We start from the raw sequence: 26859 nt of genomic DNA on the forward strand, positions 1-26859 counted from the left end.
GCTTGCGGGGCCCGGGGCGTTTTTTGCGTTCGTCAACGTCGGGCCAGGCTTGCTATAGGGTCAGTAATCGGAACAACGCGATCTTGTTGATCTGCGCCAGCGCGCATTTGAATTCAGTGTCGACCGAGTTGTGAATGCGCGTTTCGAACGCCGCGAGGATCTGATGCCGGTTGCTGCCTTTTACCGCCATGATGAAGGGAAACTTGAACTTGGCTTTGTAGGCGTCGTTCAGCTCGGTGAAGCGTTCAAACTCATCGCTCGAGCATTGGTGAATACCGGCGCCAGCCTGTTCATTCGTGCTGGCTTCGGTCAGTTGGCCCTGGACGGCAGCAAAGCCTGCCAGGTCGGGGTGCGCGTTGATCAGGGCCAGTTGGCTGGCGTGATCGGCGCTGAGCAGGATGTCGCTCATGCGCTGGTGCAGGGTTTCGATCTCGTCGATCGAAGCGTCCTGGCCCAGGTCGAAGGCCTTTTCGGCCACCCATGGCGAGTGTTCGTAGATGTCGGCGAAGGCGGCGACAAACGCGTCACGGCTCAAAGTCGATGGCTTCAGGGTTTGGAAGTGGCTCATTTGGCAGCCCCTTGATACGGGTGGGTTTCGTGCCAGTGGCGAGCGATGTCGACGCGGCGGCTGAACCACACCTGCTCATGACTTTTAGCGTATTCGATAAAGCGTTTGATCGAGGCCAGGCGCGCCGGACGGCCGATCAGCCGGCAGTGCAGGCCGATCGACAGCATCTTCGGTGCCTCGGCGCCTTCGGCATACAGCACGTCGAAGGCGTCTTTGAGGTATTCGAAGAAATCGTCGCCTTTGTTGAAGCCCTGAACCTGGGTGAAGCGCATGTCGTTGGTGTCCAGCGTGTACGGGATCACCAAATGCGGCTTGCCGGTCGGGTTGTTCGGTTCCCAGTACGGCAGGTCGTCATCGTAGGTGTCGCAGTCGTAGAGGAAACCGCCTTCTTCCATCACCAGCCGACGGGTGTTCGGGCCGGTGCGACCGGTGTACCAGCCCAGTGGGCGCTCGCCGGTGATTTCGGTGAGGACGCGGATCGCTTCGAGCATGTGCTCGCGTTCCTGAGCTTCGTCCATGTACTGGTAGTCGATCCAGCGATAACCGTGGCTGCAGATCTCATGGCCGGCCTCGACCATCGCGCGGATCACGTCCGGGTGACGCTGGGCGGCCATGGCCACGGCGAAGATGGTCAGCGGAATGTCGAATGCCTTGAACAGTTTCAGAATCCGCCAGACGCCGGCACGGCTGCCATACTCGTAAAGGGATTCCATGCTCATGTTGCGCTCGCCTTGCAGCGGCTGCGCCGAGACCATTTCCGAGAGGAAGGCTTCGGACTCTTTATCGCCGTGAAGGATATTGCGCTCGCCACCTTCCTCGTAGTTGAGCACGAAGGACAGGGCGATGCGGGCATTGCCCGGCCAGTGTGGGTGAGGAGGGTTACTGCCGTAACCGATCAGGTCGCGTGGGTAGTCAGCGCTCACTGCAGTCTTCCTTCTTGTTCGTGTCGACTCATTCAAAGTCAGGGTGTGTGGCGGCCTGGCGATGAGAGGGCAGGCTGGCGTCACAGCGATGGAATGATTGTATACAACTTTATATTCATTTTGTAAGCCTGATTTTTTGCATTTTTCACTGATTACCCTCATTAGAGAGTACTGCAAGAAACCTGCCTGAATGGTCAGCTAATGGATGGAAGGTCCACTGATCTTATGGTTCGGCGCAAGATTCGCCTGCAAAACCTGAATGACGTTGGTGGCAGTAAAAATGTCGTTTTTATTGTGTACAATTTTTTTGAAAAATGTCTTAATCAATCGCTCGCCGCAACTTTTCGTGCTCCGAAACGGTGCGGTCTCCTTTTCAACTGACTTCGGGAGGCGCGAGGTCTGACTGCTCCACGCAGGCAGGCGCGCAGAATCAATGGGACGTTTGACTACACACGTTTTGGACGCTGCACACGGTTGCCCGGGCAGTTCGATCAAGGTCGAGCTGTACCGCGTTGAAGGCTCGCAGCTGGAACTGGTCGGCACGGCGCTCACCAACAGCGACGGCCGGGTCGACGCGCCGTTGCTGCAAGGCGATGACTACCGTACCGGGGTCTATCAGCTTCAATTTCATGCGGGCGATTACTACCGCGCCCGTGGCGTTCAGTTGCCTGAGCCTGCGTTCCTCGACGTGGTGGTGCTGCGGTTCGGCCTCTCTGCCGAACAGGATCACTACCACGTGCCGTTGCTGATTTCGCCGTACAGCTATTCCACGTATCGCGGCAGCTGATCCCCCAAGCAGCTGCCTCAACCTGGAAGCGACTGCGCATATAGCTTCTTTGGTCTTTCGCCCGCTCACACTGCGGGCTTTTTTTTGCTTTTGGAAATGTGGTGTTGCTAATGACGTCTTCGCGGGCAAGCCTCGCTCCTACAGTGAGCTGTGGCGTTCACAGGACCTGTGGGAGCGGGTTTGCCCGCGATGCTTTTGCTCTTAACGACTCAACAAAGACGCCGCACCTGCGCCGCTGAACAACCCGGCACTCACCCGGTTAAACCAGCTCTGCCCTTTGCCACTGCGCAGATACCGAGCCGCGCCATGAGCCCCCAGCCCATAAGCCAGCTTGCACAGCAGATCCAGCACGGTCCAGGTGGCAATCATTACCAGCAACTGCGGCAGGAACGGTTGTTCGCCACTCAAAAACTGCGGCAGAAACGCGGCAAAGAACAAAATGTCTTTCGGATTGCTGGCACCGAGCATGAACGCGCGCCCGAACAGTGCACGAAAGCGTGGCACCGGCGCAGCCTGGGGCACTTCGGCACTTTGGGATGGCTGACGCGATTGCTGCCAGCTCTGCCAGGCGAGGTAGAACAGGTACAGCGCGCCGACGATTTTCAGGGCGCTGAACAGCTGTTCCGACGCCAGCAGCAACGCACCCAAGCCGAGCGCCGAAGCGCTGAGCAGGCAGATCGAAGCAAACACGCCCCCGAGAAATGCCGGGTAAGAACGGCGTAACCCGTAATTCAAACTGTTGCTGATCATCAGTAAAGACAGTGGCCCCGGTATCAGGATCACCACCAGCGCAGCGCCGCTGAACAGCAGCCAGGTTTCCAGACTCATCACTTTCCTCCCTATGTACAAAAGCCCCACCCGACGGGGTGAGGCTGGTTTGAAACGCGTACCGCGTGACGCTTACAAGAAGATGAACTTGGCGATGAAGATCGCGCAGAGCACCCACAGGCTAACGGATATTTCCTTGTACTTACCGGTGCCGGCCTTCAGCGCTACGTACGTGATGAAGCCCAGCGCGATACCGTCGGCGACCGAGAAGGTCAGCGGCATCATGATCGCGGTGACGATCGCCGGAATGCTGTCGGTCGCTTCGTCCCACTCGATGTGCGCCATGCCGCCCATCATCAGCATCGCTACGTAAATCAGCGCACCGGCGGTTGCATAAGCGGGGATCATGCCAGCCAGCGGTGCGAAAAACATTGCGGCAATAAATAGCACACCTACGGTCACAGCGGTAAGACCAGTCCGACCACCAGCCGCCACGCCAGCGGCACTTTCCACGTAACTGGTGACCGGCGGAACACCCACCACAGCCCCGAAAACACTGGAAGCACTGTCGGCTTTCATGGCGCGGGACAGGTTTTCGATCCGGCCGTCGGCGTTCACCAGGTTGGCGCGCTGGGCGACGCCCATCAAGGTGCCGGCCGTGTCGAACATGTGCACGAAGAGGAAGGCCAACACCACGCTGATCATGCTGACGTTGAACACGCCGGCGATGTTCATGGCCATCCAGGTCGGTGCCAGGCTTGGCGGGGCCGACATGATGCCCTCGTAGTGCACCAGGCCCAGGCCCCAGCCGGCGAGGGTCACGGTGATGATGCTGATGAGAATCGCGCCGAACACTTTGTGGTAGCTGAGCACGGCGATCATCAGGAAGCAGATGGCAGCCAGCAGCGGGCCAGGCTCGCGCAGGGAGCCGAGCTTGATCAGAGTGGCTGGGCTATCGACGACGATGCCCGAGGTTTTCAGGCCGATCAGCCCCAGAAACAGGCCCACACCCGCGCCCATGGCAAAGCGCAGGCTCACGGGAATGCTATTGAGCAACCATTCGCGAATCCGGGAAAAGGTCAGGAACATGAACAACACACCGGACACGAACACCGCGCCGAGAGCGGTTTCCCAGTTGTAGCCCATGGTGCCGACCACGGTGTAGGTGAAGAACGCGTTCAGGCCCATGCCCGGCGCCAGGCCTACCGGCCAGTTGGCGTACAGGCCCATCAACAGGCAGCCCAGCGCGGCGGCGATGCAGGTGGCCACGAACGCGGCACCGTGATCGATCCCGGCGTCGGCCATGATGTTGGGGTTGACGAAGATGATGTAGGCCATGGTGATGAAGGTTGTCAGACCGGCGATCAGCTCGGTCTTCACCGTGGTGCCATGCAAGCTGAGTTTGAAAATGCGCTCCAGCCAGCCATTGCGTAATGGCGGCGAGAGTTCCAGCGTCGAGGCTTCGGATTTGCGGCTTTCCACAGCGAGTACTCCTCAAGAGTTTTATTGTTATTTCCAGGGCCGGACCCATGAGGGTGGCAGCGACCCTTTGAGGTACTTGCGAATTTGTTGACTTAATGGTCAGGAACTCGCACGAAGCGAATTATGCTTTTGTATACAAATAAAGCAAATAATGTTTTTGATATTGTCGACGAAAAGTTTGGCAATAGGGATATATCGCCAGGAGGTGTGTGGTAGACGATCGTTCCCACGCAGAGCGTGGGAACGATCGGTTAAGGCTCAGTCTGCGAGCGCTTGGGTTTTCCCCAGCGCCAGATTCACCGCCAACCACCCATTCACCGCCGTCTCCCCAGCTTCGGCAAACACCCGCTCAAGCAATTTCACCTGCTCGCGTCGCAACGACTGCTCGAACCGTGCGCCTTCCACGGTCAGTTCCAACAACCGCTTACGTTTGTCGGTCTCGGACGCGACGCTGTTCACCAAATGCATTTCCACCAACTGCCGTAGCGGAATGTTCAGCGCCTGCTTGGTCACGCCGAGCAATGCCAGCAACTCCTTGACACTCAGGTTCGGATAACGCGCGATAAAAAACACGATGCGCTGATGCACCCGACTCAAGCCGCGGCGTTCGAGCATTTCATCAGCCTTGGCGGTGAAGGCCTGGTAGCCGAAGAAAAATGCTTCCATGGCCTGTTGCTGAGTGCTGGGGTTTTTAAGGTCAAGCATATTGACGTATCCGCTCGGTCTGTCATAATTTAGGTCAATCAGTTTGACTCATTTTCCTCAGGCCTCGCTACCGGTGACCCCCATGGCTTTTTCCGAACGTGTCTCGCGCCTTAAAAGTTCTTTGATCCGTGAAATCCTCGCTGCCGCCCAGCGCCCGGAAGTGATGTCGTTCGCCGGCGGCTTGCCGGCCGAAGCCATGCTGCCGAAAGTCGAGTGGGCGGACATGCCGCTATCCATGGGGCAATACGGTATGAGCGAAGGCGAGCCGGCACTGCGTGAAGCGTTGGCGGCCGAAGCCCGGGCGTTGGGCGTGCCGTGCGAGGCGAGTCAGGTGCTGGTGGTCAGCGGTTCGCAACAAACCCTCGATCTGGCGGCCAAGCTCCACATCGACAAAGGCACCGAAATCCTGCTCGAAGCGCCGACCTACCTGGCGGCGTTGCAGATTTTTCAGCTGTTTGGCGCCGATTGCATTACCGTCTCGCTGGAGGCCGATGGCCCGAATCTGGCGCAACTGCGCAGTCGTCTGGAACAACACAAGCCAGCGTTCATCTATCTGATTCCGACGTTTCAGAATCCGTCGGCGGTGCGTTACAGCGAAGCCAAGCGCGACGCGGTGGCAGCGTTGCTCGACGAATTCGGCGTGACCCTGATCGAAGACGAACCTTACCGTGAACTGACCTTCGACGGCGGCAGGGCCACGCCGATCGTCAGCCGCTTGACCAAGGCCAGCTGGATCTACACCGGCACCGTGTCGAAAACCCTGCTGCCGGGCCTGCGGGTCGGTTATCTGATTGCCAGTGCGGACCTGTTTCCGCATTTGTTGCGACTCAAGCAATCGGCCGATTTGCACACCAACCGCATCGGGCAGTGGCAAGCGCTGCAATGGATCGGCACTGAAAAATATCAGCAGCACCTGAGCGAGTTGCGGGACTTCTACCGGGTTCGTCGGGATGCGTTCCAGTCAGCACTTGAAAGGCACTTTTGCGATCTGGCGGATTGGAATGTGCCGCAGGGCGGGCTGTTTTTCTGGCTGACGCTCAAGCAGCCGCTGGATACCCGCACGTTGCTCAAGGCTGCGCTGGCAGCCGATGTGGCGTTCATGCCGGGCGAACCGTTTTTTCCTGAGCCGGACAATAATCTCGGTCATCTGCGGCTGAACTTCAGCCACATCGACCCGGCGCGGCTGGACGAAGGGCTCAAGCGATTGGCGGCGGTGGTGCGTCAGGCCCAGGCGGCAGAAGCAGCCTGACGGCAGAAACAAATAAACCGGCCATGGGCCGGTTTATTTTTGTCTGAAGTTTGTGGTGGCTGTTCTGGCCTCATCGCGGGCAAGCCCGCTCCCACAGTGGATCTGTTTTAAACACAGATCCCATTTACTCTACAAATCCCTGTGGGAGCGGGCTTGCCCGCGATGGCGCCGGTCGAAACACCACAAAACCATCAGACCGCAGCAAACCGCTTATCCAGATAATCAATGATCACCTTGGACTCATACATCCAGGTGGTCTGGCCATTTTCTTCGATGCGCAGGCACGGCACCTTGATCTTGCCACCTTGCTGCAGCAGGGCCTGGCGATCCTGTTCGCTGTTCTTGGCATCGCGCAAGGCCACCGGAACGTTCAGGCGACGCAGGGTGCGGCGGGTTTTCACGCAGAACGGGCAGGCGTGGAACTGATACAGCGTCAGGTCCTTGGCGGCCGCTTCGACCTGGGCCTGAGCGGCGGCGGGGCGCTGCTTCTTGCCTGGACGGGTGATGAAGTCGATGAAGATGATCAGTTGGCCGAGGCCGACACGAAGCGCTTTGACGAACACGGTATAAGTCTCTCAGGGCAAACAGAAGGCGCGCAGCTTACCTGATTTTTCGCAGGCGAAAAAAAACCGGCGATCAGTGCCGGTTTTCTTCGTGCTGCGAATTACTTGATCAGGCTGAGAAACTCGCTGCGGGTGGCCGCGTTTTCGCGGAACTCACCGAGCATCACCGAGGTGATCATCGTCGAATTCTGTTTCTCCACGCCGCGCATCATCATGCACATGTGCTTGGCCTCAATCACCACAGCCACGCCCAAGGCGCCGGTGACTTGCTGCACCGCGTCGGCGATTTGCCGGCTGAGGTTTTCCTGGATCTGCAGGCGACGGGCGTACATATCGACGATCCGCGCGACTTTCGACAGGCCCAAGACCTTACCGCTCGGAATATAGGCAACATGCGCCTTGCCGATGAACGGCAGCAGGTGATGCTCGCACAACGAGTAGAGCTCGATGTCCTTGACCAGCACCATCTCGCTGTTGTCGGAGCTGAACAAGGCACCGTTGGTGACCTCTTCCAGTGTCTGCTCATAACCGCGGCAGAGGTACTGCATGGCTTTGGCGGCACGTTTTGGCGTGTCGAGCAGGCCCTCGCGGGACACGTCCTCGCCCAATTGGCCGAGAATCGCGGTGTAATTCTGTTCCAGGGACATGAAACTACCTGTGGGATTTTACGCAAAGGTCAAGGGTACGGTGGCAAACACGGCGCTGCAAGCGTGAAGCGACAGCTTTACTCGTCGCGACCTTCCATCATGGTTCGTTTGAGCATCACATAAACTGCTCCGGCGCCGCCATGTTTTGGCTGGCAGGAGGTGAAGCCGAGCACCTGTGGATGCTGACGCAGCCAAGTGTTGACGTGACTCTTGATCATCGGCCGCTTGCCGTCCAGCCGCACGGCTTTGCCGTGGGTGACGCGCACGCAGCGGATTTCGAATTTGGTTGCTTCAGCCAGAAACGCCCAGAGGGTTTCACGGGCCTTTTCCACGTTCATGCCATGCAGGTCGAGGCTGCCTTCGAACGGTATCTGTCCGATCTTGAGCTTGCGCATCTGGCCTTCCTGAACACCGTCGCGCGCCCACATCAGCTCGTCTTCCGGGCCGACATCAATCACAAACTGATCGGACAGCCCGTCAACCGTGGTGGCATCGGTGCGCACGGTGGCAGCCTGGCGCAACTTGGCGATTTGCGCGCGGTCGGCCTTGGGTTTGCCGGTTTCGGCGCGATCGTGCTTGATCGGCTTGACGCCTTGGATCGCGCTTTTGAACAGGGAAAAATCGTCGTCTTGCATGTCAGCCTCCGCGAAGGGGGGCAGTTTACCCAAGTCGGAGCGCTATCCATAACAATTGAGGCCCGTCAAAACGCCGGGCCTTTGATTCAGTCGTGTTTTTTCATCAGGTGCGGGGCCATGTTCAGCTCTCGCGACTGGCGCGAACGGCGACGGCAGCGGCGCCATAGCAACACGCCGAGGTACAGCACGAACAGGCCCACCGCCAAAATGATCGACGAGCCCAGCGGGCTGGCATTCAACTCGCCCAACGCCGGTGGCCGCCCCAACAGGCTGGCCGCGCCGGCCATCGCCAGCAATACACCGCACATTGCCAGCAGGGCAGCGAACGCTGCGCCGAAACGAAATCGCCAGTTGCGTTGGCCCTTGGGCCGCAAGCGGCGTGCATCAAAACCATCGGATAACTTCATTCCGACCTTCCTCAATGGGTATCGGCCCTTCGACCGGGAGTTGACCGGGATGTTCCTGAGGCTAGGGCAATTACGGCAAATGAGAGGCTTTTGCGGATGAGCGGCGGTATGGGCCGCTCATCGACGGTCGATCAGATCAGATCGCGGGTCAGGGCGAGGGTAGCGAAGTTGTCCGCCATGATCGCCATTTCGGTCTGCTGAACGTGTTCGGCGCTGAGGATCCCGCCCTTGCAAGGCAAATCCCGCGTCGCGCAGGCGTCTTCCACCAGGGTGCAGCGAAAGCCCAGGTTCTTCGCCGCGCGCACGGTGGTGCTGACGCTGGAGTGACTCATGAAACCGCAGACGATCAGGTCGAGCGAGCCCAGTTGTTGCAAGCGATCGTACAATTCGGTGCCGTGAAACGCGCTTGGCAGCAACTTGCCGATGATGGTTTCGTCGCCCTGTGGCTCCAGGCCCGGGATGAACTCACCGCGTTCGCCCTGAGGATCGAACAGCCCGCCGACGGTGCCGAGGTGACGCACGTGCACGATCGGCCGACCGGCTGCACGGGCAGCAGCCAGCAGGTTTTTGATGTTCGCGACGGCAGCATCCATGCCGCTCAGGGCGAGAGGACCACTGAGGTATTCTTTCTGGGCATCGATGATGACAAGGGTCGCGTGACCCAGATTGGCCGCTGCATAACCACGGCCGCTGAGTTGAAACATCGTTTTTGGAACGGACATTCTGGGGCTCCTTCGGGTGGGGCTTTTGCGACATTGTCCTCTGGCTGAGCGCTTCTGTGAATCGCTACCATCGTAGGCACCGCCGTTGTTGGCTCGCAGCCTCGTCAAGATACTCGTTCTGTTCAATAGCCTGCTGAAAAAATAGAAGAGTCCTACATCTGATCCGGTGTTTTTCCTGCGTCGTCGCGGCGCCTTTTGGCTGTTAGAATCGTCAGTCGTTTTTTCTGGAGTTTACCCCGTGATCACTTCCCGACTTCGTACCCTGCGTGACCATATCCGTTGGGCCGTCAGCCGCTTCCATGGGGAGGATCTGTTTTTCGGCCATGGGACCGACAACGCCTGGGACGAAGCCCGTCAACTGGTGTTGGGGGCACTGCACTTGCCGTGGGAAATCGCCGACAGCTACCTGGACTGCCGTCTGGAAGATGACGAGCTGGTCAATTTGCAGCGCTTGCTCAAGCGCCGTATCGAAGAACGCATTCCGACCGCTTACCTATTGGGCGAAGCCTGGTTCTGTGGCTTGTCATTCATCGTCGACGAACGCGTACTGATCCCGCGTTCGCCGATTGGCGAGCTGATCGAAAAGCGTTTCGAGCCGTGGCTCGGTGCCGAACCTGCACGCATTCTCGACCTGTGCACCGGTTCCGGTTGCATCGGCATCGCCTGTGCCTATGAGTTCCAGAATGCAGAAGTGGTTTTGGCCGACCTATCGTTCGAAGCGCTGGAAGTGGCTAACCAGAACATCGAGCGCCACGGTGTCGACGAGCGCGTGTTCACCGTTCAGGGTGATGGTTTCGATGGTTTGCCAGGGCAACGTTTCGACCTGATCGTGTCGAACCCGCCTTACGTCGATGCGGAAGATTTCGCCGACATGCCGGACGAATATCAACACGAACCCGAGCTGGGCCTGGCCTGTGGCGACGACGGTTTGAACCTGGTACGCCGCATGCTCGCCGAAGCGGCGGATCATCTGACCGAGAAGGGTTTGTTGATTGTCGAAGTGGGTAACAGCCAGGTTCACGTCGAGGCGCTGTACCCGGAAGTCGATTTCGCCTGGCTGGAGTTCGAGCGCGGTGGGCATGGGGTGTTCATGCTGACAGCGGAGCAGTGCCGCGATCATCAGGCGCTGTTCGCTTCTCGCGTCTGACCTGAGAAAGCCATCGCGGGCAAGCCCGCTCCCACAGGTTTAGTGTGCGCCCATTGTTTGGGTACGACACAAAACCTGTGGGAGCGTGGCTTGCCCGCGATGGCCGCGCCGCGGTCTCGGATCTTTACCGATGCGTGGCAATCCAGATCAACAATCCTGCCTGAAACACCGCAAACGCCACCAGACAGGTAATGGTAAAACGCAGCCCGGCGTCTTCACGCTTGTACTTGCTAACCTTTTCTTCGTGCTTCTTGAGTTTGACTTCCTGCTCCGCCAGGTTCTGCTCGGCTTGCTGGAGCATCTGCGCAGCTTCGAGGATTTCCACCTGTTGCAGCTTTTCGCTGTTCCAGTCGCCCAGCAGATCACCGACCTGAACCTCTTTAACGCTGCCCTTCAAATGCTGGGCATCGGCGTAGACCACGTCAAAACCGTGCACCCGCAGAAAGTGATCGCGGCGCAGGCGGGTGTCTTCGTTCAACGCGTCCTTGTTGTTCAGGTCGGTGCCGTCGACGGTGTAGGCGGGCCATCTCTTCTTCGCCCACGTGACGCCCTGAGAGGCCATATAGCGCCCGATGCCACGGTTCATCGGCTCGATCTGCAAGCCGCTTTCTGGCCCGAAGTGCACGCGTTTGGCGGCGTGATCGACCCACACGTCCAAATGATTCTGTTCTTTGCGTACCCGTTGGCCTGGCAGCTTGATGGCCATGCGCAGCAGGCTGTGCTCCTTGCTGTTGCGTTCGGCGTAACCGAACTCGACAAAGCGCAACGGCCGGCCGCCGGTGTTACGGTCGGTTTGCAGCGGCGCCAGGCGGAGCATTTTGTGGTGCTCGACGTGGACGTCCGCCCACGGCAGCTCGACCGCTGGCGGTGTGTCTTTTTCAGCGGTGGAGTCGGGTGAAGTCTGGGTATCAGTCATAACGGCGAGATCCTGTCCAAGCCCTGTGCCGCCAGTCATAGCGCTGGCGACAAAGGCTTATCGGCCGTTTTTTTCAGGACTGGAGGGCAAGCAGTGCTTAACGGGTGCCAAGTCCGTCAATAAACCCGAGGATTCGCGTACCCAGCTCGGCTGCCAGCGGCAATTGCGGATCTTTATAGGAGGCCAATTGCCGCTTAACGTCGTTAGGCACGATGCGCATCACATGGTTCATGCCTTCGATCAGTGCCAGTTCGGCGTCCGGTTTGGCGGCTTTGAGCGCCCTGGCGTCACCCACGCCGACCTGGATGTCGTTGCTGCCCTGAATGATCAGTGCCGGCATCTTCAGTTTGGCGAAGGCGGCTGCCGGGTCCTGGTGGAACAGTGAAATCAGGTACGGCTGCACGCTGGGGCGGAAAATCACCTGCAACTGCGGCGGCACGTTGTCGTCAGTGTGGCCGGCCTTGAGGCTGTCGAGCAGTTCATTGCTGCGCAGCATCAAGGCCGGTGGCAGGCGATTGCTCAACTGCTGGCGCAGCACCTGATCGATCGGCCGGGCGCTGCCGGACATGGAAATTACCGCCGCAGCGTCGACACTTGGCGCCGCCAGGCTGGCAATCAACGCACCTTCGCTGTGGCCCAGCAAAATCAGTTTGCCCAGGCGCGGATCGGCCTTGAGCTTCTGCCCCCAGGCCACGGCATCGGCCACATAGGCTTCCACCGACAGATTGCGTTCGTCTGGTGTAGCCGCAAGGCTCGCCGCCACGCCGCGCTTGTCGTAACGCACACTGGCAATGTTGTGTTTGGCAAGTACCCAGGCCAGCCGTTTGAGGCTGTCGTTGCGTCCGCCATCGGGGTTGTTTCCGTCACGGTCCGTAGGACCGGAGCCGGAAATGATCAGGACAACCGGTACCGGTGTGTCGGACTTGGGCAGCAACAGCGAGCCGAAAAGCTCGCCGTTGCCGGTGTCCAGGGTGATCGGGCGTTGCAGGACGGTGGCCTGTACAAAACCGGTAAACAGGGTAAGGCTCAAGGCTAGAACTCGCAGCATCATCACGCCATCATCAACAAGGTGCCGGTTGGACTCGCAGGCACCCATAAGGTTCGAGGATGAACTAGTCGGGTAGCCTGCGTATACTGGCGCGCATTATGTATTTTGGGTTCGATTTCACGGAGCGTCCTGCATGTCCGGCAATACTTACGGCAAGCTGTTCACTGTCACCACCGCGGGCGAAAGCCATGGCCCGGCGTTGGTCGCCATTGTCGATGGCTGCCCGCCGGGCCTGGAGATCTCTCTTGAGGACCTGCAGCGCGACCTGGACCGGCGCAAGCCCGGCACCAGCCGCCACACCACCCAGCGCCAGGAAGCCGACGAAGTCGAAATCCTCTCCGGCGTGTTCGAAGGGCGCACCACCGGTTGTGCCATCGGTCTGTTGATCCGCAACACCGACCAGAAGTCCAAGGACTACTCGGCGATCAAAGACCTGTTCCGCCCGGCCCACGCCGACTACACCTACCACCACAAATACGGTGAGCGCGATTACCGCGGCGGCGGTCGCAGTTCGGCCCGTGAAACCGCCATGCGCGTAGCCGCCGGCGCAATTGCCAAAAAATACCTGGCCACCCAAGGCATCGTCATTCGTGGCTACATGAGCCAGCTCGGCCCGATCGAAATCCTGTTCAAGACCTGGGATTCGGTGGAAGAGAACGCTTTCTTCAGCCCCGACCCGGACAAAGTGCCGGAGCTGGAAGCCTATATGGACCAGTTGCGTCGGGACCAGGATTCGGTCGGCGCGAAGATCACCGTGGTCGCCGAAGGCGTGATGCCAGGCCTCGGCGAGCCAATCTTCGACCGCCTCGACGCTGAACTGGCCCACGCGCTGATGAGCATCAACGCGGTCAAGGGCGTGGAAATCGGCGCCGGTTTTGCCAGCATCGCCCAGCGCGGCACTGAACACCGCGATGAAATGACCCCGGAAGGTTTCCTCAGCAACAACGCCGGCGGCATTCTCGGTGGTATCTCGTCGGGTCAGCCGATCGTTGCGCACCTGGCGCTCAAGCCTACATCGAGCATTACCACGCCGGGCCGTTCCATCGACATCCATGGCAACCCGGTGGAGGTTGTTACCAAGGGCCGTCACGACCCGTGCGTCGGCATCCGCGCCACACCAATCGCCGAAGCGATGATGGCCATCGTGCTGATGGACCACTTGCTGCGTCACCGCGGGCAGAACGCCGATGTGCGCGTGAGCACTCCGGTGTTGGGGCAGCTTTAATGGTTGACCTGATAGCCGCTGCAGTCTGATGGCAGCGGCGGCGCTCCCGTACTGGCGGCTCTCCAGTTTCTACCTGTTCTATTTCGCCTTGCTCGGTTCGACGGCGCCGTTTCTGGCGCTGTACTTCGATCATCTGGGCTTCAGTGCCGCACGCATTGGCGAATTAGTGGCGATTCCGATGCTGATGCGTTGCGTGGCGCCGAATATCTGGGGCTGGCTCGGTGACTACACCGGGCGACGGCTGGCCATCGTGCGTTTCGGCGCGGTGTGCACGCTGCTGACGTTCTCGCTGATTTTCGTCAGCAAGACCTACGCCTGGCTGGCGATGGTCATGGCCTTGCACGCGTTCTTCTGGCACGCGGTGTTGCCGCAGTTCGAAGTCATCACCCTGGCGCACTTGCAGGGGCAGACGTCGCGCTACAGTCAGATTCGCCTGTGGGGTTCCATCGGTTTCATCATCACTGTGGTGGCGCTGGGCCGATTGTTCGAATGGCTGAGCCTCGATATTTACCCGGTGGCGCTGGTGCTGATCATGGCCGGGATCGTCGTCAGCAGCTTGTGGGTGCCCAACGCGCAACCGGTTCAGGGTGAACGGTTGACCGGGGAGGGGTTCCTCCAGCAATTGCGCAGCCCCGGAGTGTTGGCGTTTTACGCGTGCGTGGCGCTGATGCAGATGAGTCACGGGCCGTATTACACCTTTCTGACCTTGCACCTTGAGCGACTCGGTTACAGTCGCGGGCTGATCGGTATGCTCTGGGCGGTCGGTGTGGTCGCCGAAGTCTTGATGTTTCTGGCCATGAGCAAGATTCTCGCGCGCTTCTCGGTACGCCGGGTGCTGTTGGCGAGTTTCCTGCTGGCGGCCCTGCGCTGGCTGTTGCTTGGCTCGTTTGCCGAGTTCCTTTGGGTGTTGCTGTTCGCCCAGGTGCTGCACGCCGCCACCTTCGGCAGCTTTCACGCCGCTGCCATCCAGTTCGTGCAACGTAGCTTCGGCGCGCGTCAGCAAGGGCAGGGCCAAGCGCTATATGCCGCACTGGCCGGCACCGGCGGCGCACTGGGCGCGTTGTATTCCGGCTACAGCTGGAATGCCCTCGGCGCCACATTGACCTTTAGTATTGCCAGTCTCGCAGCCTTCGCCGCTGCCGTTATCATTGCCACACGTATGCAAGAGGACAGGCCATGAGCCTTAGCCGTGAACACCTCGCCCAGGAAATCATCGACGCCGGGCGCTTTCTGTATGGCCGCGGCTGGTCGCCGGCCACCAGCAGCAATTATTCGACCCGACTGTCGCCGACCGAAGCCTTGCTGACCGTGTCCGGCAAGCACAAGGGCCAACTGGGCCCGGACGATGTGCTGACCACCGACTTGTCAGGCAACAGTCTGGAACCGGGCAAGAAGCCGTCCGCCGAAACCCTGCTGCACACTCAGCTCTATAGCTGGCGTCCGGAGATCGGCGCGGTGCTGCACACCCATTCGGTGAATGCCACGGTGCTGTCGCGCCTGACACCGGAAGACTTCATCGAGTTCGAAGACTACGAACTGCAAAAGGCCTTCAGCGGCATTTCGACCCACGAGTCCCGGGTGCACGTGCCGATTTTCGACAACGACCAGGACATTGCACGGCTGGCGGCCAAGGTGCAGCCTTGGCTCGACGCCCACCCTGATTGCGTCGGCTACCTGATTCGCGGCCATGGCCTCTATACGTGGGGCGCGCGCATGAGCGATGCACTGCGGCAGATCGAGGCTTTTGAATTTTTGTTCGAGTGCGAGTTGAAGACGCGTTCGCTCTTTAACCGTAATGCATGAACCGTTAAGGAGTTGCCCTGATGAGCAGCCTGTCCGTTTACCACGTCTCAAGCCCTGACATTCCGAACAAGATGCTGACCCACTTCGAAGACATCGCCTCGACCCTGGCCGAGCAGGGCGTGCGTTTCGACCGTTGGCAAGCCGCGGCGAAAATCCAGCCCGGCGCCAGCCAGGAAGAAGTGATCGCTGCGTATCAGGAGCAAATCGACAAGCTGATGACCGAGCGCGGTTACATTACCGTCGACGTGGTCAGCCTGAACAGCGATCACCCGCAAAAAGCCGAGTTACGTGCCAAGTTCCTCGATGAACACCGCCATGGCGAAGACGAAGTGCGATTTTTCGTCGCCGGCCGTGGCTTGTTCACCCTGCACATCGGCGATTACGTGTACGCCGTGCTCTGCGAGAAAAACGACCTGATCTCGGTGCCCGCGGGGACGCCGCACTGGTTCGACATGGGCGAAAACCCGCATTTCGTCGCAATCCGCCTGTTCAACAACCCCGAAGGCTGGGTGGCCAACTTCACCGGCGATGACATTGCCAGCCACTTCCCGCGTCTTGAGGACTGAACCGATGCCGATCAAAGCGATTCTCACCGACATCGAAGGCACCACCAGCGCGGTGAGTTTTGTGTTCGACGTATTGTTTCCCTACGCGGCCAAACACTTGCCGGATTTCGTTCGGCAAAATGCCGAGCGCGCTGACGTCGCCGAGCAGCTCGCCGCTGTTCGTCATGACAGCGATGAACCACAAGCCGACGTCGAGCGGCTTATCGACATCCTTCTGGGCTGGATCGCAGAAGACCGCAAGGCCACGCCACTCAAGGCGTTGCAAGGCATGGTCTGGGAGCAGGGGTATCAGGCCGGGCAGTTGAAAGGCCACGTTTACCCGGACGCCGTTGAAGCGCTGAAGCGCTGGCATCAGGAAGGCTATCAACTGTTTGTTTATTCCTCGGGTTCGATTCAGGCGCAAAAACTGATTTTCGGATGCTCGGAGGCGGGGGATTTGTCGCCACTGTTCAGCGGCTATTTCGACACCACTTCGGGGCCCAAGCGCGAAGCTCAGTCCTACGAGCGTATCACCCAGGCGATTGGCCTCGAGGCTTCGCAGATTCTGTTTCTGTCCGACATTGTTCAGGAACTGGACGCGGCGCGTGCGGCCGGCATGGCCACCTGTGGCTTGGCCCGTGAGGGCGGGGAACTGGCAGGGCATGTGACCGTCGACAGCTTTGCGCGGATAAACCCTTCTGCCCTGTAACCACATAACTTGCGCGAAGCCAGAAACAACTCAGGCCGTGAAGCGAAAGCTCTCACGGCCTGTTTGTTTGTAGTGCGTTTATTTATACAACCGCAGGATTTAAACCGAGTGATAAGTCGGCAGCGCGAACCGTTGCTGGCTTTGCAGCATGGAGATCTGTGGCAGTTCGCTGGCCTGTTCGGCGATGTCACGGCGAATCGCGCTGATCACCCATGACAGTTGATCGCCGGCGTGCAATTGCTGGTAGGAAATCGAACGTTTGAAGACTTTGCCTTCCTGACTGCGCAGGGTCAGCAGAATGCCGCCGTCAGGCCGTGGCTGGGTGATGACTTCGAAGTTGGAGAACAGCGACGAAAATTTTTCCTGGATCAGGCTCATGTCTATCAGCTCCATTTTGTGCTTGAAGGGCAACATGGAGAGGTAGTTGCAGTGATTGTGCCAGTGCCGTATTTTTTAAAATTTGATATAAATCAACAAGTTATATATTCGTGATTTTCAGCTTGTCGTGCAATTTGCATGAATCGGTATCGTGCATCCTGCATTTTGCGAGGTTGGCGACAATTGGATGGAACCAATCGCAATCGCTGAGGTTGCGCTTTTCGAATGCTGCGGCCGTGGATACAAAACATTGCAAAAACCGCGTGTACAGCTCAAGAAGCCCTGACGTATTTTCGGCCTCAATCAACGCCACCCGACAATAAAAAGATCGAACGGGAGCAATCATGAGCCGCCCGCTGCACGACACGATTACCTGGGGCATGATGCTCCGCAAACTGCCTTCCATTGCCAAAGCCATCCCTCGCGTGGTGAAGGGCATGAAAGTCGCCAACGTCAAGGACCCGACCCAACCGTGTGGTCTCGGATGGAGCTTTGAGCAGGCGACGTTGCGTAACCCCGACGGCCCGGCATTGCTGCAGGGCGAGGTGACGCTCACTTATGCACAAGCCAATCAGTGGGCCAATCGCATCGCCCATCACCTGATTGCCCAAGGCATCGGCAAGGGCGATGTGGTGGCGGTCTTTATCGAGAACCGTGTGGAACTGCTGGTGACGATATTGGCGGTGGCCAAGGTCGGTGCGATCAGCGCTTTGCTTAATACTTCCCAGACCCGCGACACCCTGGCTCACAGCCTGAACCTGGTGACGCCCGTAGCGATCGTGGTCGGAGAAGAGCTGGTTCCGGCCTTCAATGCGGTCCGCGAGCGGGTGGCTATCGATGCAGCGCGCACCTGGTTCGTCGCCGATCAAGACACTTATCGCGATCCGGGCAAAGCGTCCGATGGCTTCATTAACCTGATGACGGCCAGCTGCAACGCCTCCCATGAGAATCCCGACAGCAGCCGACGGGTTTTTTTCGACGACCCTTGCTTCTATATCTACACCTCGGGCACCACCGGGTTGCCCAAGGCCGGGGTATTCAAGCATGGCCGCTGGATGCGCAGCTGCGCCAGTTTCGGGCTGATCGCTCTGGACATGCAGCCGCAGGACGTCGTCTATTGCACCTTGCCGCTGTACCACGCCACCGGGCTCTGTGTGTGCTGGGGCTCGGCGATCAGCGGGGCGTCGGGGTTTGCCATCCGCCGCAAGTTCAGCGCCAGCCAGTTCTGGAGCGACGTGCGCAAGTACCGGGCGACCACCCTCGGTTATGTCGGCGAATTGTGCCGCTATCTGGTGGATCAACCGCGCAGCGTCGACGACAGCCGGCACAGCGTGACGAAGATGATCGGTAATGGTTTGCGCCCTGGCGCGTGGAGCGAGTTCAAGACGCGGTTTGCCGTTGAGCATATCTGCGAGCTGTACGCCGCCAGCGACGGCAATATTGGCTTCACCAACATCCTCAACTTCGACAACACCGTTGGCTTTTCCCTGATGGCCTGGGAGCTGGTGGCGTACGACCATGACAGCGGCGCCCCCACGCGGGATGCCAAGGGGTTCATGCGCAAAGTGGCCAAGGGCGAGCAGGGGCTGTTATTGGCGAGAATCGACGACAAGGCACCGCTGGACGGCTACACCGATCCGCAGAAGACCGCAAAAGTGGTGCTCCACGATGTGTTCGTGAAGGGTGACCGTTATTTCAATACCGGTGACCTGCTGCGCAACATCGGTTTTGGTCACGCGCAATTTGTCGATCGCTTGGGCGACACCTACCGCTGGAAGGGCGAAAACGTTTCCACCACCGAGGTTGAAAACATCCTGTTGCAACATCCGCATATTGCCGAAGCCGTGGCCTATGGCGTGGAAATCCACAACACCAACGGGCGGGCGGGGATGGCGGCCATTACACCGGCCGAATCCCTGGCGACCCTGGATTTCAGTGAGTTGCTGGCGTTCGCCAGGCAGCAAATGCCGGCCTATGCGGTGCCACTGTTCCTGCGGGTGAAAGTGAAAATGGAGACCACCGGAACCTTCAAATACCAGAAGACCCGGCTCAAGGACGAAGCGTTCGACCCGAGCAAAACTGGCGGTGATCCGATTTACGCCTGGCTGCCGGGCACCGAGACTTACGTGCAGGTCACCGAGCAGGTGCTGGCGGATATTCGCGGCGGCAGGCATCGCTATTGAATCTGGCTATGACCCTCCATGAGAAAAAACAAGTGACAGGTTCCGGACTGCTCGGGAAACTATCGGCTTTCCGATTGACCGAATGTGGAGTCCCCAATGTCAGACAAAAGCCGCCAGATGACCCCCGAAGAGGCTGCTGAATTTGCCGAACAGGTGTTCAACAAAGCGCGCGAGGGCGATGCGGCCATGATGGCTGCGCTGCTGACCAAGGGCTTGCCGCCGAACCTGCGTAACCACAAGGGCGACACTTTGCTGATGCTCGCCGCGTACCACGGCCATGTCGACACGGTAAAAGTCCTGCTCGAACACAAGGCCGATCCCGAGATTCGCAACGACAACGGCCAGAGCCCGATTGCCGGCGCGGCGTTCAAGGGGGATCTGGCAGTGGTGAAGGCGTTGGTTGAGGGGGGCGCTGAGGTGGAAGGTTCGTCCTTCGACGGTCGCACTGCGCTGATGATGGCGGCGATGTTCAACCGCGTCGAAATCATCGACTACCTGATCAGCAAAGGCGCCGATCCGGCAGCCAAGGACGCCAATGGCGTGTCTGCGCTGGACGCGGCCAAGACCATGGGAGCGGCGGATACCACCGCGCAGCTGCAAAAACTCCTGGCCTGACCTCTGTAGTGTCGCGGGGCTTTTGTGGCGAGGGAGCTCTGTGGCGAGGGGGCTTGCCCCCGTTGGGCCGCGAAGCGGTCCCCTTCGGTATCTCATTCAAACCCAGTTCTCTGGTTTTACGACTGCTTCGCAGCCGAACGGGGGCAAGCCCCCTCGCCACAGGTTCCTGCCAGGTCCCGCAATCCGTTTCCGAATGCGTTATCCTTCGCGCCCTCAAAATTCCCTCGCTACAGGATCCACCTCATGAAAGCCGCACTCGTTGAACTCATCAGCAAAATCAGCTCCGGGTGCATGGGCGAGGACGAAATCCTGAAAATCGCTGACGAAGCGGCTCAGGCCTACGCCGATCCCGAGGCTTTTCTGGCGGTCAATCCAGACATCAACTACGACGACACCTTCCCGATCCCGTTGGGCGAGTGGGTTGTCGTCGGCAGTCTGCCGGAAACCGTGCTGTTCCAGGCCGACACCTACATGGACCTGTTCGCGCAGATCGTCGCCTCGTTCGGCCCCGGCGTTGAGTTCAACATCAAGCCCAAGCAACTGGCCAAAACCGAAGCTCTCACGGCGCTCAATCGCATTCAGGTGCAGATGAGCAGCCTGAACAAGGAAAACGGTGGCTACACCTTGATGAATTTCAGCCAGTTGCTCGACGATGAACTGCAAGTGGTGCTGGTCTATGGCAACGACGTGCCACGGGTGCTGGAACTGTGCGCCGAAGTCGGCATCGCCGCCGCGCCCTCCCTGGAAGCCCTGAAAGTGGCCATCCACGTCTGAAGCCGTCTACAACGGTAATAAAACGGAACCCTCGCCAGGCCCGACTATCCTAAGAGTGCCTACCATTTTTTTGGAGCGACACCATGGGTTCCACGTTCAACACCCTGATCGGCCTGATTATTTTTGCCCTGGATATCTGGGCCATCATCAACGTGCTTAAAAGTGGCGCCGAAACCGGGATGAAAGTCCTTTGGGTGCTGTTGATCCTGCTGCTGCCGGTGCTGGGCCTGATCATCTGGGCCATCGCCGGGCCAAGGGGCGATGTGCGGATCTGACCGGTTTCGCGCAAGCAACACCGAACCTGTGGGAGCGTGGCTTGCCCGCGATGCCGGCGCTGCGGACTGTCAGCTACACCGCGGTGATCCTGTCGCGTGCAAGTCGAATCGTCGCACCGCCGCTCCCGCAGGGATTGGGTCGAATCATCACGTGAGGTTCGACCTGTCATGTTCCTCGACGTAGAATGCGCGCCTTTCCCGGTCAATCGAGGCGATCGATTGGCCATCATGGGCGGGTAACCGTCCGTTGCCACCCGCATTCATCGGAGCACTTCCCATGAGTAATACCCCAACCAGCGAGTACCTGGAAACCCTCTACGAAGGCTATGGCCAGCGTTTTCGCATGGAAAAACTGCTGCACGAAGTGCGCACCGAACACCAGCACCTGGTGATCTTCGAAAACCCGCGCATGGGCCGGGTGATGGCACTGGACGGCGTTATCCAGACCACCGAAGCTGACGAATTCATCTATCACGAAATGCTCACCCACGTGCCGATCCTCGCCCATGGCACCGCCAAGCGCGTGCTGATCATCGGCGGCGGCGACGGCGGCATGCTGCGTGAAGTGGCCAAACACCGCAGCGTCGAGCACATCACCATGGTCGAAATCGACGGCACCGTGGTCGATATGTGCAAGGAATTCCTGCCGAACCACTCCAAGGGTGCGTTTGATGATCCACGCCTGAACCTGGTCATCGACGACGGTATGCGCTTCGTCGCCACCACTACCGAAAAGTTCGACGTGATCATTTCCGACTCCACTGACCCGATCGGTCCGGGCGAAGTGCTGTTCTCCGAAAACTTCTACCAGGCTTGCCGCCGCTGCCTGAACGAAGGCGGCATTCTGGTGACCCAGAACGGCACTCCGTTCATGCAAATCGAAGAAGTCAAAACCACCGCCGGCCGCCTGCGCAGCCTGTTCCCGGACTGGCACTTCTATCAAGCGGCGGTGCCGACCTACATCGGCGGCGCGATGACCTTCGCCTGGGGCGCAACCGATACCGCCTATCGCAAATTGACCCGCGAAACCCTGCAACAGCGCTTCGCTGGCAGCGGCATCATCACCCGCTACTACAACCCGGAAATCCACATCGGCGCCTTCGCCTTGCCGCAATACGTGCTGCAAGCGGTGAACAAACCCAGCAACGACTGACGCTTCGTCGATCAGAAAAGGCCGTCGCCGGTGTGAAGCACCCGGGTGACGGCCTTTTTCATGTCTCGCTTTTAGGATCCCTTGGAACGATCGGCCAATGCACGAGTCGAGATAGATGTAAGCCCATCGATGGGTTTTATCGAGGAGGCACCGATGCAAAAGTGGAAAATCACTTTCGTGGACGATCACGGTGAAACAGTCGACGAACTCTTCGAGTGCGAGGAGTGCCCGAACAGCGAGCAAGCCGCCAAACTCATTCGCGCCCGGCGCCTGCCGGTCGCTGCTGCACTTGATCTGAATGATCTGGAGGGGCGTACCGATGACCCGACGGTCAAAAGTCTGAAATCCCAGTACAGCATTGAAATCCTCAGCATTACCCCGATCTGATACGCCTCTTGTCACATTCACCACCAGGCCTTGGCAGCGGCTCTGTCTTGGGGCTACTCTGCAACCGAGATCAGCGAATGACTCGCTAAGGTCTGGTCTTGTCAGCTACATGCTTGTTTCCCGGCGGCAACCTCTGTTGTCGTATCGCTTCCATCAATCGATTGAAAGTGCAGGGAATACGGAAAGTCTATCCATCAGTCTGAGGGGGACGTTTCATGAGCACAGCCTATCAAGAAGACATCAGCAGCAGCGTGCTGCGCCGCATGAAAGAAGGCGGTTTCGACTTTTCACGATTCCATCCCATCGAGTTCTACGCCATTTTCCCGGACGAGGAGCGGGCACGCAGGGCGGCAGGTCATTTTTGTGGTGAATCCTTGAATGCCCAGATCAGCGTGCGTGACGACGGCGCGTGGTCGCTGGAATTGAGCAAAGTGATGTACGCCACCTACGACGGGATCGGAAACTTTGAGCAGGACTTCGAGGCAGTGGTCGAACCTCTGGGCGGCATCATCGAGGGATGGGGCGTCAAGCAGGAGGTACGAGGGCTACTCGCATAACCTTATGAACAGCGACAACACTCAGCAACGGCTGACCTTCGGGTTGGCCGTTTTCGTTTTCGCGGTTTGAAAAGGCCGAAGATCGTGTTTTCGATTCATAACGTTTCAAAAATGCAAAAAAAACCGCCTAAACAGGCGGCTAAAAGGGAAGAGCGATCAGTTTTCCAGCGAATGCACGGATTATCCGCCTCTCCCTCCCGAGCAATGAAATCAACTCTGACTATGCTGCTGATAGGCGACAGCATTGCTTCGCCATGAAGCGGGGGCGATCAGGGTGGGGCAATTACCGCACAGGATTGGTGCGGTGCGCGCAGCGACATTATCCAACTGATTGATATCAAAGCGTTTATGCCGATGGCACGGGCCTTGCGAAGGTCTGGACGTCCGGGTGACAAGGAGTACGGCATGATCCGCACCTATTTTGATGAGATGTACGATGCCGGCGGCCAGGTCCGTCCGCATTATCGGGAGTTTGCCCGTTGGCTGGCCGAAACGCCTGACGAGCTTTTGGCACAACGGCGACGCGAGGCCGATCTGCTATTTCATCGCGCCGGGATTACCTTCACGCTCTATGGTGATGAGCAGGGGACAGAGCGTCTGATTCCCTTCGACACCATTCCCCGCAGCATCCCCGCCAGTGAGTGGCGGGTCGTCGAGCGCGGCTGCATTCAGCGGGTCAAGGCATTGAACATGTTCCTTGCCGACCTCTATCACGAGCAGCGCATCATCAAGGCCGGCATCATCCCGGCCGAGCAAGTGCTGGCCAACGAGCAGTATCAGTTGGCGATGCAAGGGCTGGACCTGCACCGCGATATCTATTCGCACATTTCCGGCGTCGACCTGGTGCGCGATGGCGACGGCACGTACTACGTGCTCGAAGACAACCTGCGTACCCCCAGCGGCGTGAGCTACATGCTCGAAGACCGCAAGATGATGATGCGCCTGTTCCCCGAGTTGTTCGCGGCCCAACGCATTGCACCGATCGACCACTACCCGAACCTGTTGCTCGACACCCTGAAAAGCTCCAGCCCGATCGACAACCCGAGCGTGGTGGTGCTGACGCCGGGACGTTTCAACAGCGCGTTTTTCGAGCATGCGTTTCTCGCTCGAGAAATGGGCGTTGAACTGGTGGAAGGCGCGGACCTGTTCGTGCGCGACGACAAGGTGTTCATGCGCACCACGGACGGGCCGAAAGCCGTCGATGTGATTTACCGGCGCCTCGACGATGCGTTTCTCGATCCGCTGGCGTTCAACCCGGATTCGATGCTCGGCGTGCCGGGACTGTTGTCGTCCTACCGCTCCGGCAACGTGGTGCTGGCGAATGCCATCGGCACTGGAGTCGCGGACGACAAATCGGTGTATCCCTTCGTCACGGACATGATTCGTTTCTATCTGGACGAAGAGCCGATCCTGAAGAACGTGCCGACGTGGCAGTGTCGTAATCCTTCGGAACTGTCCCACGTGCTGGCCAACCTTCCGGAGCTGGTAGTCAAGGAAACCCAAGGCTCCGGCGGTTACGGAATGCTGGTGGGGCCGGCGGCGACGGCGGCAGAGATCGAGTCTTTCCGAGAGCGGATCAAAGCCAAGCCCCACGCGTACATCGCGCAACCGACGTTGTCTTTGTCGACCTGTCCGACCTTTGTCGAAAACGGCATCGCTCCGCGCCACATCGACCTGCGTCCGTTTGTATTGTCTGGCCGCGAAACCCGGGTTGTACCCGGCGGTTTGACCCGAGTCGCCTTGCGTGAAGGCTCCCTGGTGGTGAACTCCTCCCAGGGCGGCGGCACCAAGGACACTTGGGTGGTCGAGGATTGAAGGAAGCTTGCCATGTTAAGTAGAACTGCCTCGGATCTGTATTGGATGTCGCGTTACCTGGAGCGGGCGGAAAACCTCGCACGGATGCTCGACATCAGTTATTCGCTGTCGCTGATGCCCCAGGACGGTCGTGGCGACGGCTTGCACGAACTCGCCATGCCGTTGCTGATCACCGGCACCCTGGACGATTACCTGGAACGTCACGGCGATCTGCATGCCGAGCGGCTGCTGCATTTTTTCGCTCTGGACGCGGCCAACCCGGCGAGTATCTACAGCTGCCTCGGCGCGGCGCGAGCCAGCGCCCATGCGGTGCGTGGGCGAATCACTGCCGACATGTGGGAAAACATTAACGCCACCTGGCTGGAAATTCGCGGGATCGCCGAACAGGGCTTGGGTCGCTACGGCATGAGCCGTTTCTGTGAGTGGATCAAGGAACGTTCCCACCTGTTCCGCGGCGCTTGCTACGGCACGATCATGCGTAACGACGCGTTCCGCTTCATTCGTCTGGGCACCTTTATCGAAAGGGCCGACAACACCTTGCGCCTGCTTGATGCCCGTTACGAAATGGCCGGCGATCAAGCCGAAGCAGTCAGTGACGGTACGGCCCACGCCTATTACCAATGGAGCGCCTTGTTGCGGGCCTTGTCGTCGTTCGAGGCCTATACCGAAATCTACCGCGACGCCCCCGGCGCCCGGCATGTGGCCGAGCTGTTGTTGCTGCGCGCCGATGTGCCGCGATCCCTGCGAGCCTGCACCGAAGAGGTCGATCAGATTCTCGCTCAACTGCCGGGGGCCAACGGCCGTCCCGCACAACGCCTGGCGGCGGAAATGGACGCGCGCCTGCGCTACACCGGTATCAACGAAATTCTCGATGAAGGCCTGCATGCCTGGCTGACCGAGTTCATCCCGCTGGTGCGCCAGTTGGGCAATGCCATACACAGTTCCTATCTGGAGGCTGCATGAGACTTTCCATTAGCCACGAGACCGCCTATCACTACGAAGATCAGGTGCGGGCGAGCATCCAGTACCTGCGACTGACACCCCACGACAGCGAGCGCCAGCACGTGCTGAGCTGGCAACTCGACCTGCCGCGCCCGGTGCGTGCGCAACTCGACCCGTTCGGCAACATCCTGCATGTGCTGACCCTGGACGAGCCGCATGAGGCGATCATCATTGGCGCCCGTGGTCAGGTCGACATCGACGAACTGCGCGAAGCCGAGCATGAGAGCCAGTCGGCGCTGCCGTTCCTGCGTTTCACTCGGCTGACCGAAGCCGATGAAGCCCTGCGCGCGTTTGCCGAGAAGGCGTGCAAGCAACGGCGGGATCGCACGGCGCTGATCGATTTGATGCATGGCCTGAACCAGCACATGACCTACACGCCGGGTTCCACTGAAGTGGAGACCAGCGCCGCGCAAGCTTTCGCCGGGCGCTCCGGGGTTTGCCAGGACCATACCCATGCGTTTCTCGCCTGCGCCCGTAGCCTGGGCATTCCCTCGCGTTATGTGTCGGGGTATTTGTACAGCGAGAACAGCGAACACCTGGCCAGTCACGCCTGGGCGGAAGCCTGGCTGGATGACGCCTGGTACAGCTTCGATGTGACCAACGAACTGGCCCGCCCTGAGCGTCACCTGAAGTTGGCCGTGGGCCTGGACTACCTCGACGCCTGCCCGGTGCGCGGCATGCGCCGTGGCGGCGGGTACGAGCAGATGCATGCCAAGGTGTTTGTTTCGCCGACGCCAGTGATTACCGTCCAGCAGCAGTAAGTAATCCCTGTGGGAGCGGGCTTGCCCGCGATGGCGGCCTTCCAGTCACCGCATTTATGTCTGGAGTAACGCTATCGCGGGCAAGCCCGCTCCCGCAGGGAGGAGGGTGT

General features: G+C 59.3%; 31 protein-coding genes. 18 read left to right on the forward strand and 13 right to left on the reverse strand.

Annotation, left to right across the window (positions count from 1 at the left end):
- Nucleotides 1–52 precede the first annotated feature (52 nt).
- The gene (uraD, locus tag J3D54_RS17265; RefSeq protein WP_253420529.1) at nucleotides 53–568 is read right to left on the reverse strand and encodes a 2-oxo-4-hydroxy-4-carboxy-5-ureidoimidazoline decarboxylase; all 516 of its coding nucleotides are present in this window, start codon (nucleotides 566–568) and stop codon (nucleotides 53–55) included.
- On the reverse strand, nucleotides 565–1491 hold the full coding sequence (gene puuE / locus J3D54_RS17270) for an allantoinase PuuE (RefSeq protein ID WP_253420532.1): 927 nt from the start codon (nucleotides 1489–1491) through the stop codon (nucleotides 565–567). Before puuE ends, uraD begins: the two co-directional genes overlap by 4 nt.
- 433 nt (nucleotides 1492–1924) lie before the next feature.
- On the opposite strand from puuE, the gene uraH reads away from it, so the two are divergent.
- Nucleotides 1925–2278: a hydroxyisourate hydrolase gene (gene uraH / locus J3D54_RS17275; RefSeq protein WP_253420535.1), complete on the forward strand. Its 354-nt coding sequence runs from the start codon at nucleotides 1925–1927 to the stop codon at nucleotides 2276–2278.
- A gap of 201 nt (nucleotides 2279–2479) precedes the next feature.
- Here the strand turns inward: uraH and J3D54_RS17280 are convergent, their stop codons facing one another.
- The 3 genes from J3D54_RS17280 to J3D54_RS17290 all read right to left on the reverse strand — a co-directional run bounded on the left by J3D54_RS17280 (nucleotide 2480) and on the right by J3D54_RS17290 (nucleotide 5233).
- The gene (locus J3D54_RS17280) at nucleotides 2480–3106 is read right to left on the reverse strand and encodes a LysE family translocator (RefSeq protein ID WP_253420537.1); all 627 of its coding nucleotides are present in this window, start codon (nucleotides 3104–3106) and stop codon (nucleotides 2480–2482) included.
- A gap of 72 nt (nucleotides 3107–3178) precedes the next feature.
- Nucleotides 3179–4498: an NCS2 family permease gene (locus J3D54_RS17285; RefSeq protein ID WP_239077723.1), complete on the reverse strand. Its 1320-nt coding sequence runs from the start codon at nucleotides 4496–4498 to the stop codon at nucleotides 3179–3181.
- Between the two features lie 288 nt (nucleotides 4499–4786).
- Nucleotides 4787–5233: a MarR family winged helix-turn-helix transcriptional regulator gene (locus tag J3D54_RS17290; RefSeq protein ID WP_253420539.1), complete on the reverse strand. Its 447-nt coding sequence runs from the start codon at nucleotides 5231–5233 to the stop codon at nucleotides 4787–4789.
- Nucleotides 5234–5315: 82 nt separating this feature from the next.
- Here J3D54_RS17290 and J3D54_RS17295 point away from each other — a divergent pair, with 82 nt between their 5' ends.
- Entirely contained in the window at nucleotides 5316–6482 is a 1167-nt protein-coding gene (locus J3D54_RS17295; RefSeq protein WP_253420541.1) for a PLP-dependent aminotransferase family protein, read from the forward strand.
- Between the two features lie 191 nt (nucleotides 6483–6673).
- Here J3D54_RS17295 and J3D54_RS17300 read toward each other — a convergent pair whose 3' ends face one another.
- From J3D54_RS17300 to J3D54_RS17320, 5 genes are all read right to left on the reverse strand, one after another.
- The gene (locus J3D54_RS17300; RefSeq protein WP_253420543.1) at nucleotides 6674–7045 is read right to left on the reverse strand and encodes a glutathione S-transferase N-terminal domain-containing protein; all 372 of its coding nucleotides are present in this window, start codon (nucleotides 7043–7045) and stop codon (nucleotides 6674–6676) included.
- Between the two features lie 101 nt (nucleotides 7046–7146).
- Entirely contained in the window at nucleotides 7147–7692 is a 546-nt protein-coding gene (gene folE, locus J3D54_RS17305; RefSeq protein WP_007988130.1) for a GTP cyclohydrolase I FolE, read from the reverse strand.
- Nucleotides 7693–7769: 77 nt separating this feature from the next.
- On the reverse strand, nucleotides 7770–8327 hold the full coding sequence (locus tag J3D54_RS17310; protein ID WP_007940819.1) for a Smr/MutS family protein: 558 nt from the start codon (nucleotides 8325–8327) through the stop codon (nucleotides 7770–7772).
- Nucleotides 8328–8413: 86 nt separating this feature from the next.
- Complete coding sequence (locus tag J3D54_RS17315) at nucleotides 8414–8734, reverse strand: hypothetical protein (protein ID WP_253420545.1); 321 nt, start codon at nucleotides 8732–8734, stop codon at nucleotides 8414–8416.
- 131 nt (nucleotides 8735–8865) lie between these two features.
- Nucleotides 8866–9456, reverse strand: coding sequence for a cysteine hydrolase family protein (locus J3D54_RS17320; protein ID WP_253420558.1), 591 nt, complete (start codon nucleotides 9454–9456; stop codon nucleotides 8866–8868).
- Nucleotides 9457–9694: 238 nt separating this feature from the next.
- On the opposite strand from J3D54_RS17320, the gene prmB reads away from it, so the two are divergent.
- On the forward strand, nucleotides 9695–10603 hold the full coding sequence (prmB, locus tag J3D54_RS17325) for a 50S ribosomal protein L3 N(5)-glutamine methyltransferase (RefSeq protein ID WP_028941057.1): 909 nt from the start codon (nucleotides 9695–9697) through the stop codon (nucleotides 10601–10603).
- 124 nt (nucleotides 10604–10727) lie between these two features.
- Here prmB and J3D54_RS17330 read toward each other — a convergent pair whose 3' ends face one another.
- Both J3D54_RS17330 and J3D54_RS17335 read right to left on the reverse strand, forming a co-directional pair.
- Nucleotides 10728–11519, reverse strand: coding sequence for a hypothetical protein (locus J3D54_RS17330; protein ID WP_253420560.1), 792 nt, complete (start codon nucleotides 11517–11519; stop codon nucleotides 10728–10730).
- Nucleotides 11520–11616: 97 nt separating this feature from the next.
- A complete protein-coding gene (locus tag J3D54_RS17335) occupies nucleotides 11617–12615 on the reverse strand; it encodes an alpha/beta hydrolase (RefSeq protein WP_253420563.1) in 999 nt (332 codons plus the stop codon).
- A gap of 85 nt (nucleotides 12616–12700) precedes the next feature.
- On the opposite strand from J3D54_RS17335, the gene aroC reads away from it, so the two are divergent.
- The 5 genes from aroC to mtnC are packed head-to-tail and all read left to right on the forward strand — an operon-like array spanning nucleotide 12701 to nucleotide 16849.
- Nucleotides 12701–13792: a chorismate synthase gene (gene aroC / locus J3D54_RS17340; RefSeq protein WP_253420567.1), complete on the forward strand. Its 1092-nt coding sequence runs from the start codon at nucleotides 12701–12703 to the stop codon at nucleotides 13790–13792.
- Nucleotides 13793–13820: 28 nt separating this feature from the next.
- Complete coding sequence (locus tag J3D54_RS17345; protein ID WP_253420569.1) at nucleotides 13821–14972, forward strand: MFS transporter; 1152 nt, start codon at nucleotides 13821–13823, stop codon at nucleotides 14970–14972.
- Entirely contained in the window at nucleotides 14969–15595 is a 627-nt protein-coding gene (locus J3D54_RS17350; protein ID WP_253420587.1) for a methylthioribulose 1-phosphate dehydratase, read from the forward strand. Before J3D54_RS17345 ends, J3D54_RS17350 begins: the two co-directional genes overlap by 4 nt.
- Nucleotides 15596–15615: 20 nt before the next feature.
- On the forward strand, nucleotides 15616–16161 hold the full coding sequence (locus tag J3D54_RS17355) for an acireductone dioxygenase (RefSeq protein ID WP_253420590.1): 546 nt from the start codon (nucleotides 15616–15618) through the stop codon (nucleotides 16159–16161).
- Between the two features lie 4 nt (nucleotides 16162–16165).
- On the forward strand, nucleotides 16166–16849 hold the full coding sequence (mtnC, locus tag J3D54_RS17360) for an acireductone synthase (RefSeq protein ID WP_253420593.1): 684 nt from the start codon (nucleotides 16166–16168) through the stop codon (nucleotides 16847–16849).
- Between the two features lie 99 nt (nucleotides 16850–16948).
- Here the strand turns inward: mtnC and J3D54_RS17365 are convergent, their stop codons facing one another.
- Nucleotides 16949–17227: a DUF3509 domain-containing protein gene (locus tag J3D54_RS17365; RefSeq protein WP_105339697.1), complete on the reverse strand. Its 279-nt coding sequence runs from the start codon at nucleotides 17225–17227 to the stop codon at nucleotides 16949–16951.
- Nucleotides 17228–17571: 344 nt separating this feature from the next.
- Here J3D54_RS17365 and J3D54_RS17370 point away from each other — a divergent pair, with 344 nt between their 5' ends.
- The 10 genes from J3D54_RS17370 to J3D54_RS17415 all read left to right on the forward strand — a co-directional run bounded on the left by J3D54_RS17370 (nucleotide 17572) and on the right by J3D54_RS17415 (nucleotide 26749).
- Nucleotides 17572–19410: a long-chain-acyl-CoA synthetase gene (locus J3D54_RS17370; RefSeq protein WP_253420596.1), complete on the forward strand. Its 1839-nt coding sequence runs from the start codon at nucleotides 17572–17574 to the stop codon at nucleotides 19408–19410.
- 96 nt (nucleotides 19411–19506) lie between these two features.
- Nucleotides 19507–20025, forward strand: coding sequence for an ankyrin repeat domain-containing protein (locus J3D54_RS17375; protein ID WP_105339695.1), 519 nt, complete (start codon nucleotides 19507–19509; stop codon nucleotides 20023–20025).
- Nucleotides 20026–20268: 243 nt separating this feature from the next.
- On the forward strand, nucleotides 20269–20799 hold the full coding sequence (locus tag J3D54_RS17380) for a hypothetical protein (RefSeq protein ID WP_253420599.1): 531 nt from the start codon (nucleotides 20269–20271) through the stop codon (nucleotides 20797–20799).
- An 83-nt stretch (nucleotides 20800–20882) separates the two neighbouring features.
- Nucleotides 20883–21074, forward strand: coding sequence for a PLDc N-terminal domain-containing protein (locus J3D54_RS17385; RefSeq protein WP_007940802.1), 192 nt, complete (start codon nucleotides 20883–20885; stop codon nucleotides 21072–21074).
- 277 nt (nucleotides 21075–21351) lie between these two features.
- Entirely contained in the window at nucleotides 21352–22227 is an 876-nt protein-coding gene (gene speE / locus J3D54_RS17390; protein WP_253420602.1) for a polyamine aminopropyltransferase, read from the forward strand.
- A gap of 153 nt (nucleotides 22228–22380) precedes the next feature.
- Nucleotides 22381–22614 (forward strand): hypothetical protein, encoded by a 234-nt coding sequence (locus J3D54_RS17395; RefSeq protein WP_253420605.1) that lies wholly within the window; start codon nucleotides 22381–22383, stop codon nucleotides 22612–22614.
- 215 nt (nucleotides 22615–22829) lie between these two features.
- Nucleotides 22830–23171: a ribonuclease E inhibitor RraB gene (locus tag J3D54_RS17400; RefSeq protein ID WP_253420608.1), complete on the forward strand. Its 342-nt coding sequence runs from the start codon at nucleotides 22830–22832 to the stop codon at nucleotides 23169–23171.
- Nucleotides 23172–23576: 405 nt separating this feature from the next.
- Nucleotides 23577–24986 carry a circularly permuted type 2 ATP-grasp protein gene (locus J3D54_RS17405; RefSeq protein WP_007902187.1) on the forward strand — a complete coding sequence of 470 codons (1410 nt, stop codon included), beginning with the start codon at nucleotides 23577–23579 and terminating at the stop codon, nucleotides 24984–24986.
- Nucleotides 24987–24998: 12 nt separating this feature from the next.
- Complete coding sequence (locus J3D54_RS17410; RefSeq protein WP_253420610.1) at nucleotides 24999–25949, forward strand: alpha-E domain-containing protein; 951 nt, start codon at nucleotides 24999–25001, stop codon at nucleotides 25947–25949.
- On the forward strand, nucleotides 25946–26749 hold the full coding sequence (locus tag J3D54_RS17415; protein ID WP_253420613.1) for a transglutaminase family protein: 804 nt from the start codon (nucleotides 25946–25948) through the stop codon (nucleotides 26747–26749). The genes J3D54_RS17410 and J3D54_RS17415 overlap by 4 nt, the downstream gene beginning before the upstream one ends.
- Nucleotides 26750–26859: the final 110 nt, after the last annotated feature.

Origin of the sequence: Pseudomonas sp. GGS8, assembly GCF_024168645.1 — a bacterium.
Classification (GTDB): Bacteria; Pseudomonadota; Gammaproteobacteria; order Pseudomonadales; family Pseudomonadaceae; genus Aquipseudomonas.